General features: G+C 72.0%; 7 protein-coding genes. 1 reads left to right on the forward strand and 6 read right to left on the reverse strand.

The window, feature by feature from the left end; translation table 11 throughout:
• Positions 1-46: 46 nt before the first annotated feature.
• The 3 genes from ACWCYO_RS39820 to ACWCYO_RS39830 form a co-directional block, all read right to left on the reverse strand.
• Positions 47-1,510: a SulP family inorganic anion transporter gene (locus ACWCYO_RS39820; protein WP_449786957.1), complete on the reverse strand. Its 1,464-nt coding sequence runs from the start codon at positions 1,508-1,510 to the stop codon at positions 47-49.
• 44 nt (positions 1,511-1,554) lie between these two features.
• Positions 1,555-2,145, reverse strand: a complete 591-nt coding sequence (locus ACWCYO_RS39825; protein WP_270140270.1) for a carbonic anhydrase — start codon at positions 2,143-2,145, stop codon at positions 1,555-1,557.
• A gap of 837 nt (positions 2,146-2,982) precedes the next feature.
• Positions 2,983-3,810: a helix-turn-helix transcriptional regulator gene (locus ACWCYO_RS39830; protein WP_449786958.1), complete on the reverse strand. Its 828-nt coding sequence runs from the start codon at positions 3,808-3,810 to the stop codon at positions 2,983-2,985.
• 220 nt (positions 3,811-4,030) lie between these two features.
• Between ACWCYO_RS39830 and ACWCYO_RS39835 the strand changes: the two genes are divergently transcribed.
• Entirely contained in the window at positions 4,031-4,768 is a 738-nt protein-coding gene (locus ACWCYO_RS39835) for an SDR family oxidoreductase (protein WP_449786959.1), read from the forward strand.
• Between the two features lie 493 nt (positions 4,769-5,261).
• Here ACWCYO_RS39835 and ACWCYO_RS39840 read toward each other — a convergent pair whose 3' ends face one another.
• The 3 genes from ACWCYO_RS39840 to ACWCYO_RS39850 form a co-directional block, all read right to left on the reverse strand.
• A complete protein-coding gene (locus ACWCYO_RS39840) occupies positions 5,262-6,050 on the reverse strand; it encodes a hypothetical protein (RefSeq protein ID WP_449786960.1) in 789 nt (262 codons plus the stop codon).
• Entirely contained in the window at positions 6,047-6,577 is a 531-nt protein-coding gene (locus ACWCYO_RS39845; protein WP_270140263.1) for a SigE family RNA polymerase sigma factor, read from the reverse strand. The genes ACWCYO_RS39840 and ACWCYO_RS39845 overlap by 4 nt, the downstream gene beginning before the upstream one ends.
• A gap of 131 nt (positions 6,578-6,708) precedes the next feature.
• The gene (locus tag ACWCYO_RS39850) at positions 6,709-7,758 is read right to left on the reverse strand and encodes an expansin EXLX1 family cellulose-binding protein (protein ID WP_449786961.1); all 1,050 of its coding nucleotides are present in this window, start codon (positions 7,756-7,758) and stop codon (positions 6,709-6,711) included.
• Positions 7,759-7,928 lie beyond the last annotated feature (170 nt).

Consider the following 7,928-nt stretch of genomic DNA (forward strand, 5'->3'; position numbering starts at 1 on the left):
CGCCGCACCGGGAACCACGGTGCGGCGGCGCGCCGGTGACGCACGATCAGGTCTGACCGGCCAGGGCCGGGATCAGCCGTACGGCCTCGGGGGCGTTGGCGTTGTGCCGCTCGACCCAGGTGGTCAGCGCGCTCTGGCAGGCGTGATCGAGGTGCCGCAGACCGCTGAGGTCCAGCTCCACGACGCGGTCGGCCGGCAGCGCCTCGAGGGCGTCCAGGAGCTTGGGCAGCCGCAGGAAGGTGGCGTTGCCCGTCAGCCGGACCCGGACCGGCCCGCCGGGCTGCTCCTCGGTGTCCACGTGCAGCCGGGACGTCTCCCAGGCCGTCTTGACGACGGACAGGCCCAGGCCGATCAGCACGCCCTCGAACATGTTGACCGTGACGATGGCCACCGCGGTGGCCACGAGCACGAATGCTTCCGATCGGTGCTCGCGCCACAGCGGGCCGAGCTGCCTGAAGGGCAGCAGCTTGAACCCGGCGTGCACCAGGACCCCGGCGAGCGCCGCGACGGGGATGACGCCGAGCGCCGCGGGCAGCAGTGCGGCGAAGAGCAGCAGCCACACCCCGTGCAGCACGCGGGACGCCTTGGTCCGGGCGCCCGCCTGGACGTTGGCGGCGCTGCGGACGATGACGGCGGTCATCGGCAGGGCGCCGAGGACCCCGCAGAGGGTGTTGCCCGCGCCCTGGGCCATGAGCTCCTTGTCGTAGTCGGTGCGCGGCCCGTCGTGGATCCGGTCGACGGCGGCCGCGCTGAACAGGCTCTCGGCGGAGGCGACGAGGGTGAAGGCGACGATGGTGACGAGCAGGGCGGGGGCGAACTGCTCGAACACCCCGGTGCCGGGCGGCTGGATGGCGTCCAGCAGGCTTTTGACCTCGACCTTCTTCACCGGGCGGTGGAGCAGCCAGACCGCGCCCGTGGCGAGCACGACGGCCACCAGCGCGCCCGGGACGACCCGCACCCGGGCGGGCAGCCGCTGCCACAGCACGATCACCGCGATGGTGCCGGCGCCGATCAGGAAGGAGTAGCCGGCGGCGGCGGAGGAGATGAGCTGGGCGAGCAGACCGGGCAGGCCGAGGAGCTTGCCGATCCCGCTGGCGGGCGCCGATTGGTCGGCCATCGCGTAGAGCTGCCCCGCGATGATGACCAGGCCGATGCCGGCCAGCATGCCCTCGACCACGGCCACGGAGATCGCGCGGAACCACCGGCCCCAGCGCAGCGCGCCCAGCAGCAGCTGGAGCAGGCCGGTGGCGGCGACCACGAGACCGAGTGCGGGCAGGCCGAACCGTTGCACGGTCTCGGCGACCAGCACGGTCAACCCGGCCGCCGGTCCGCTGACTTGGAGGCTGCTGCCGGGCAGCAGGCCGGTGACCAGGCCGCCGACGATACCGGTGATCAGGCCGAGTTCGGCGGGCACGCCCGAGGCGACGGCGACGCCGACGCACAGCGGGAGGGCGACCAGGAACACGACGAGCGAGGCGGTCAGGTCGTACTTGAGCGTGGGAAAGCGCATGGGTGCCTTCATCGGTGGGAGTGCGGAGGTGGTGGGCCGCGGGGTCACAGCGGCAGGAAGGCGTCGGTGCCGGGGCGGTGGGTGAGGACCGCGCCGGTGTGCACCTCGTAGAACCAGCCGTGCAGGCCGAGCAGGCCCTCCTCGACCCGGCGGGCGACGCTCGGGTGGGTGCGCAGCTTCTCCAACTGGTCCAGGACGTGGCGCTGTACGGGCGCGGCCAGGTCGTGGCTCGGTTCGCCGCCGGGCGTCAGCGCGGTGCCGTCGGCGAGCCAGTCGCGCACCGCGGGCACGCCGGTCAGGTCGTCGCCCCGGACGACGGCGCCCACCGCGCCGCAGTGGGAGTGGCCGCACACCACGATGTCGGCGACCCCCAGGACCTCGACCGCGTACTCGATGGTCGCGGCCTCGGCCGAGGGAACGGGCGGACGGTACGGCGGGACGATGTTGCCGGCGGTCCGCATCTCGAAGAGGTCCCCCGGCCGGGCGCCGGTGACGGCGGCGGGGATGATGCGGGAGTCCGAGCAGGTGATGAACAGTGCCTGCGGCTTCTGGCCGGCGGCCAGCCGCCCGAAGGCGTCGGCGTCCTGCGCGGCGCGGCGGCGGAAGGTGCGGGCGTGGTCGATGAATCCTTGCATGTCGGTGCCTCGGGCCCCTCGGAAGTCTTGTGGGAACGTGGACTTCGGGACCGTGCCCGCTCGGTACGGAGGCAGCGCGGAGCGCGGCGGCAGCGGCGGTCATGCCGTGGCCGTCGTGAACTGCCGGGCGTGGGACGGCGGTACGGCACCGGAACCGGGGTGTCGCCGCCGTCGAGGAGCGTGCGGGCGCGGTCGGCGCCGATCAGCAGCGGAACACCTGGAGGACCGCCGCTCTGCACTGTCTGCCGACCGGATCGGGCGGTTCGGGGGCCGCGGGTGCCGACGGCCGGCCGGCCGCCGGAGCCTCGTGGGCGAGGGCCGGTCGCAACTCGGGCTGGTGCTGAGGGGTTTGGACGTTCCGGAGCTGCGCCCAGCCGGAACCGGGCGCGTACTTGGGAACCACCGCCTCCTCGGCGAGTTTCACCTCCGCGGCCACCCGTGGGCAAGGCTCGTCCCGGACGAACGCGGACACGGACTGGGACAGCACCAGCATGCCGAACACGGCCACGAGAATCACGGCTACGCTGCCGATCACCCTCCTGGCCGCGGACATATCCCGTCCCTTTCCCCGACTTTGGCGTGTTGTTGAACCCTCACCGGCTCTGACGAATCGGCAGCGGGGTGAGTTCCGGCATTCCGGTGAACGGTACGTGAATCACTACCACCGGAACGTGAGGATCCGCTCGGCGGAGCTCCGCATGTGGGAGGCCGGTGAATTGTTTGCGATGCGCCCTTTCGGCCGTGCGCGTGCACCGTCGGCGGCGCAGCCGGTGGGGATCGGTCGGCCGGATTTCGAAATGCCCGGAGCCGACTCCCGCGGTCAGGGCTGATGCGTTCTCAGCCGGCGAGATGAAGGGCTGCGCTCCCGTCGGGCGGTTCGCTGCTACCGACATAGACGACCAGCGTCTGTTCCGGCTGTTCGGCCAGGTGAAAAGCGGTGTACGCGTAGTCGATCGTTCCCCGTTGCGGGTGTCGTAGCCGTTTCCGACCGCTGTGCCGGGCCTGCACCTCGTACTGCGGCCACCAGTCCCGCACCTCAGGGCTGCCCTCGTTCAGCTCCTCGATCAGCCGGGTGTACCGCGGGTCGTCGCAATGGCGTGCCGCTAGCGTCCGAAGTCGGCCGAGCAGGCCGCGTGCTTCGGGTTCCCAGTCGACCAGAACCTCCCGGGCCACCGGTTCGAGAAACGCCCAGCGGACGAAGTTGGCGGGCCGGTCCGCATCAGTGATGAGCCTCGGGAACAACTCGTCGGCTGCCTGGTTGTGGCTGAGGACGTCATAGTTGCCGCCGATGATGTACGCCGGGTTCGGCTGGAGCAACAGGGGAACAGCACCCACCTCGGCCGGCAGCGGCTCGCGTTCCTCGGCTTCAGCCGCAGGCGCGTGACCGGCAAGCTGGAGAAGGTGATCGCGCTCGTGCCGGTCGAGCCGCAACGCCGCGGCGAGGGCGTTGAGCACCTGTTCGGAGACACGGATCTTTCGACCCTGCTCCAGGTACGTGTACCAGGTGGCGCTGATCCCGGCCAGCAGTGCCAGTTCCTCGCGGCGAAGTCCCGGAGTCCGACGGCGGCCGGTCTGGGGCAGGCCCACCTCGTCAGGAGTCAGGCGCTCTCTCCGGCTGCGCAGGAATTCACTCAGCTGACGGCGTTGGTCCGGCTGCGTGGGCATGACGGGATGGCACCCTCAGTTCCAGAATAAATACGGTCTGGATACCAGGCTAAGCCACTCGGAGACTGGTGTGCGAACACGGGCCGCGGCATGACCGGCGGCCTCACACGGCCATACCGGCACCCAGCCTGCCAGTGCGCAACGGCTTGGCGGACTCTCCTCCAGGACTCGCTGCCGCTCGGCACTCCGGCTCCGGTGCCGAAGACGGAGAGGGCAACTCATGTCCGGAATCAAGGGCAAAGTGGTGGCGATCACGGGAGCCAGCAGTGGCATCGGCGAGGCGACCGCGCTGCTGCTCGCCGAACGCGGCGCGCGGCTCGTCCTCGGCGCGCGCAGGTCCGAACGCCTGGCGGAACTGGTGGCCCGGATCGAGAAGGCAGGTGGCACGGCCGTGCAGATCCGCACCGACGTGACCCGGCGGGACGACCTGCGAGCCCTGGTCGCGCTGGCCGGTGAGTGCTTCGGCCGACTCGACGTACTCGTCAGCAATGCCGGAGTCGGCACCATCTCGCCTCTCGACGATCTGCGCGTCGAGGAGTGGGACCACATGGTCGACGTCAACGTGAAGGGCGTGCTGCACGGGATCGGCGCCGCGCTGCCGGTCTTCCGGGCGCAGGGAACCGGCCACTTCATCACCACCGCCTCCACGGCCGCGTTTCGCATCGTGCCGACCATGGCCGTCTATGCCGGCACCAAGTTCGCGGTCCGGGCCATCTGCGAAGGACTGCGCCAGGAAGCCGGCGACTCCTTGCGGGTGACTACCGTCTCACCTGGTGCGACTGCGACCGACTTCGCCGAGGCGTCAACCAACAGCCAGGTCAGAGCAGAGATCACGAAGATGCGGGACGACGTCGCCATTCCGCCCGACGCGATCGCCCGGGCCATCGCTTTCGCGATCGAACAGCCTGCCGCGGTCGACGTGAACGAGATCGTCGTCCGGCCCACCGCCCAGAGCTGACCTCTCCGACACTCCCGGTGCGGCCACGCGCACCCGCGGGACTGTTCCACGGGGTGCATGGCAGCACGGGCGCGCTGGCCCGTGGGGCGGGCGGCATGACCGAGTGGAAACCACGGACGCGACGCCAGATGATCAAGATCACTGAATTGGCCACGCTGGCTGGGGTGTTCGACCGCCTTCCCCGATCCACGCCGGTAACGAGGACGCCGTTACCGGCTCGGCTCGCTGCCGGGTGCTGTGCCTGGTCGCAGTGCTCGGTGGCGCGCGGTCGCTTGCGCAGATCGCCCGCTTCGCGGCCGACCCGGCGCCTGAGGTGCACGACCGGTTGGGGCTCAACCGGGCCACCCCGAACGCCTCAACCCTCGGACGGCTGCTGGCGCGGCTGGACGGGGATCCCTCACACTCCTCAAGATCACTTCCTGGGAACACAACGGCCCTTCCCCTGCAGTCCGATCGAGTTCGCCGCGAGGTCGAACTCCGAGCAGTTCGCGTGCTACCGGACCGGCGTGAATCCGCCCGAGACGGAGGCCGTGCCGCCGGCCGACTGGGCTTCGGCCCGATAGCTGTCGCCGGCGGCATTGCGTGCGCCGGTGGCGTGGTTGAACTGGGCGGCGAACTCGTACTGCCCGGCCGGGACCGTGCGGCCCGGTTTGAGTACCCAGCGGTAGACCAGCGCGCCGCCGGACTCCTGGACGGTGACGGTGAAGTCGTCGGCCGACAGGGTCTGCCAGTCGCCGGTGCTCCGGACGTCGCCGGTCTGGGCGATGTGCAGTTCCACCGTGAGCGAGCTGAGCGGCTGGGTGGTCTTGAGGGCGAGGTCGTTCTGGCCCCAGTAGGCGTTGCCGTGCGCGTCGACCGACCCCTCCGACCAGAGCGAACCGTTCTGGGCCCGGCTGCTCGCCGTCGGGGTCGGGCGCGGACCGGTCGGGGTGGTGGCCGGTGCCGGGACGGTGACGGCCGGTGCCGGGGCGGTGGTGGTCGGGGGAGCCGGGCGCGTGGGCGTCGGACTGACCGTCGGGGAGGGCGCGGCCGGAGCGGTGGTGGCGCTCTCCGACGGCGTCGGGCCTCGCAGGCCCGCCACGGCGAGGCCGCCGGTGGCCAGGATTCCGGCGGTGGCGAGGCCGGCGATCGCGGCCTTGGGCCAGGACCTAAGGCCCGACCGGGCGCGGTGACGGACGGCGGGACCGGCCGCGCCGCGCTGCACGCGGGCCAGCATCCTCGCGCGGTCGGGCTGGTGGGCCTCGGCCGCCTCGCGCAGCTGCCGGGTGATGTGATCGTTCACCGGTTCCTCCTTCCTGTCGTCAGTTCGCCGACCGCTCGTGCGCCGAGCAGCTGTTCCAGCTCGGCCATGCCCTTCGAGGTCTGGCTCTTCACCGTACCGACCGATATGCCCAGCGCCGCCGCGGCGTCCTTCTCCGAGAGGTCGAAGGCGTGCCGCAGGACCACGCAGGCCCGCTTGCGGAACGGCAGCCGGGCGAGGGCCGCGCGGACGTCCAGCACGGCCGCGACGTCGGGCCCCGAGGTCTTCTCCGGGCTGCGGGACCAGAACAGCAGGACCCGGCGGCGCTCGCGGACCGCGCTGCGGATCCGTTCCCGGGCCATGTTGGCGACCACCCCGCGGGCGTAGGCGAGCGGGTGGTCGGCCGCGCGGAGCCGGTCCCAGCGTTGCCACAGGGCGACCAGGGCGTCCGCGGCAAGGTCGTCGGCCGCGTCCGTCTCGCCGGTCAGGAGGTGGGCGAGACGGGCGAGTTCGGCGTAGTGGCGTTCGAAGAAGTCGTGGAACTCCGCGGACGCGTCATCGAGGAGCATGTCCCCTGGTCGCCCTCTCCCTGCAATGTGAACGTTAACAATCGCCTTGAGCCTAGCAGGGCGCGGTCCCGGGGGCGGACGGCGGTCACCCCGGGGGGAGACCCGCGACGGCGGACCGGCGAGCGGCGCGGTCAATGCCGGGCGAACTGGACGCGGGTCGACTGGACGACGTCCGGCTGCAACGCGATTCCGTCGACGGTCAGTTGCTCGCCGTAGATGTCGGTGACCCTGATCGGCCCGCCGCACCCGCCGCCGTCGGGGGAGAGGAAGTAGTTGTAGTCGGTGCGGGTCAGCTGCCGCCAGCCGCCGCCGGTCCGGACCTCCAGCGCAGCCACCGGGTTCCGGTGGCCGATCACCTGGATCCCGCACCACCACTGGGTGGACCCGGTCTTGTACCGGACCGACATGGTGCCCGGCGCGCCGGGGCTCAGCAGCGACCAGCTGATCGGGAGACGGCCCACCGAGAGGTCGGCGAGCTTGGCGAAGGCCTCGTGGCTGAGGTCGAGCTGCCCGGGCGCGCAGGGCAGCGGGCACTCGTTGACGATCCGCACCGTGACGCTCGCCCCGTTCGCGGCGTGGACCTGCACGTACGCCCCGCACGCCCTGGACGTCTCGTAGTCGGTGTGGTTCATCGCCGCGATCATGAGATCGCCGGACGGGCCGAACGAACAGGCGCCGTTGCCGTCGGCCGCGTCGTAAGAGGTCGCCACGCCCTGGTAGCTCGTCCCGGGCCTGATCCGCCCGGCCAGCGACGTCGGGCCGGCGGCCGTACGCGCGCTGCCGACCGCCGGGGCGGCTGGCGTGGCGGAGGGCCCGGCGGTGGCGGACGGCTTCGGGGCGGTGGAGGCCGAGCGCGAGGGAGCGCCGACGGACGGCGTCGGCGAAGGGCTGGTGGGTGACGGCTGCGCGGCCGAGGGCGTGGCACCGTCCGGGGTGCCGGTGCCGGTGCCGGTGCCGGTGCCGGTGCCGGTGCCGGTACTGGGCGGCGCGCTCGGCCCGGTGGCCTCGACGGCTGCGGCGGCGGGTTGCCCGGCATCAGTGCCAGGGGCGGCCCCGCTCCGCCCGAGGAACGCGATGGCGAGGCACACCAGCACCCCGACGGCCACCGCCGCCAACGGTATGCCCCAGACCACCCCTCGCCTGCGCCGTGCCTGCGGGGCGGCGTGCTTCGTAGCCCTCATGCCCATCCCATTCGGTAGATCGAGTCGACGTTGCACCACTCAGTGGCCGCCGGAGGCCGAAAGGTTGCCGCTCGGGCGGTGGTCTTTTCCCGCGACGGGCCCGCGACCTTTTGCAGCCGGGGCCCGGGCCGGCCTGGCCGCCCCCCCCCCCCCCCCCCCCCCCCCCCCCC

The organism is Kitasatospora sp. NPDC001683, assembly GCF_053596495.1.

Coding starts and splice junctions, on each gene's coding strand:
- ACWCYO_RS39820 (WP_449786957.1), bottom strand. CDS start 1,510: ATGCGCTTTCCCACGCTCAAGTACGACCTGACCGCCTCGCTCGTCGTG.
- ACWCYO_RS39825 (WP_270140270.1), bottom strand. CDS start 2,145: ATGCAAGGATTCATCGACCACGCCCGCACCTTCCGCCGCCGCGCCGCG.
- ACWCYO_RS39830 (WP_449786958.1), bottom strand. CDS start 3,810: ATGCCCACGCAGCCGGACCAACGCCGTCAGCTGAGTGAATTCCTGCGC.
- ACWCYO_RS39835 (WP_449786959.1), top strand. CDS start 4,031: ATGTCCGGAATCAAGGGCAAAGTGGTGGCGATCACGGGAGCCAGCAGT.
- ACWCYO_RS39845 (WP_270140263.1), bottom strand. CDS start 6,577: ATGCTCCTCGATGACGCGTCCGCGGAGTTCCACGACTTCTTCGAACGC.
- ACWCYO_RS39850 (WP_449786961.1), bottom strand. CDS start 7,758: ATGAGGGCTACGAAGCACGCCGCCCCGCAGGCACGGCGCAGGCGAGGG.